Annotated in this window: 2 protein-coding genes; both read left to right on the forward strand. The window is 65.5% G+C overall.

Going from position 1 to position 1,709, the window contains the following annotated elements; translation table 11 throughout:
* Positions 1-1,275: efflux transporter outer membrane subunit (locus U5782_RS41130; protein ID WP_322049603.1), on the forward strand; the 1,275-nt coding region annotated here is incomplete at its 5' end.
* A gap of 47 nt (positions 1,276-1,322) precedes the next feature.
* The coding region (locus U5782_RS41135) for a biotin/lipoyl-binding protein (protein WP_322049604.1) at positions 1,323-1,709 on the forward strand (387 nt) is incomplete at its 3' end.

Below are 1,709 nucleotides of genomic sequence, written 5' to 3' on the forward strand. Positions count from 1 at the left end.
TCGGCGCTCGCCCCCAAGGTCAGCGCAAGCTACTCGTGGACCCGCGAGCTTTATTCGGCCAACGCCTTGTTCCCGCCCCCGTACGGCGGGACCTGGTATAGCGAAAACAACGCGCTCGCCAGCGCCTCGTGGGATCTGGATCTGTGGGGCAAGAATCGTCAGCGCCTCGCGCAGGCCGTCTCGGCGCAACGTGCCGCACAGGCCGACATGGAACAGGCGCGCATCACGCTCGCCGCTTCGGTCGCGCGCACGTATAACCAGCTCGCGCAGCTCTACGCGTTGCGCGACATCGCCTCGCGCGAAATCGACAACCGCAGGACCATCGGCACGATCACGAATGGCCGCGTGGCGGCGGGGCTCGACACCAACGTCGAGCGTCAGACCGCCAACGGCAATATCGCGACGAGCCAGGCGAATCTCTCGCAGATCGACGGCCAGATCGAGACCGTGCGCTACCAGTTGGGCGCGTTGCTCGGCAAGGGTCCGGATCGCGGCCTGCAAATCGCCAATCCGGTGCTCAACCCGACCGCCAAGGTCGCGCTGCCCGACAACCTGCCCGCCGATCTGGTCGCGCGCCGTCCGGACATCGTCGCCGCGCGCTGGCAGGTCGAAGCCGCGATGCACGACGTCAAGGAAGCCAAGGCCGAGTTCTACCCGGACGTGAACCTGGCAGCGGGCTTCGGCTTCGACGCCTTCGGCTGGGGCAAATTCCTCAATTTCACGAGCCGCCAGGCGCAGTTCGGCCCGGCCGTGCATCTGCCGATCTTCGACGCGGGCGCATTGCGTGCGCAGTTGAAGGGCCGCTATGCCGACTTCGATCTGGACGTGGCGAACTACAACCAGACGTTGATCGGCGCATTCCAGGACGTGGCGACCACGGTGTCGTCGATCCGCTCGGCCGACAAGCAGCTCGTCGATGCGCAGAACGCGCTCGACGCTTCGAGCAAGGCGTATCAGCTCGCCGTGATCCGCTACAAGGCGGGCCTCTCGGAACAGTTGCAGGTGCTCAATGCCGACCAGAACCGCCTCGCTTCCGAGCAGACGGTCACGAATATCAAGGCACAGCGCCGCGACCAGCAGATGGCGCTCATCAAGGCGTTGGGCGGTGGTTTCGACGCGCACGAGGCGCATGGAGTGGATCTCGTGGCACCCTCGCAGGTCGGCAGCGACGGCAAAGCCGTGAACGGCCAGAGCGATGTCAACGGCGGCCCGTGGCGCGATGCGCCCTGGAGCGCGCCGGCTTCGTCGACGCCCGCCGCGACCGCAGCAAACTGAACACCAATAACTGAACAAGCAGCACGCAAGAATCGGGAGATCCTTCCATGAGCACCCCTCAGCAACCGGCGGCCAATCCGCAGGCGAACGCGAACGCGAACAACGGCAAGCGCAAGCGCATGATGACGCTGCTGGTCCTCGTGATCGTGATTGCAGCCATTGCCTACGGCCTCTATTACTTCCTCGTCGCGCGCTTCTCGGAAAGCACCGACGACGCCTATGTGAACGGCAACGTCGTGCAGATCACCCCGCAGGTGACCGGCACCGTGATCGCGGTGAACGCCGACGATACGCAGACGGTCAAGATCGGCGCCCCGCTCGTCGTGCTCGATCCGGCCGATTCGCGCATCGCGCTTCAGCAGGCCGAGGCGAATCTCGGCCAGACGGTGCGCCAGGTGCGCGGTCTCTTCGCCGACGACAGCCAGTACGAAGCG

This window comes from Paraburkholderia sp. J67 (assembly GCF_905220265.1).
Classification (GTDB): domain Bacteria; phylum Pseudomonadota; class Gammaproteobacteria; order Burkholderiales; family Burkholderiaceae; genus Paraburkholderia.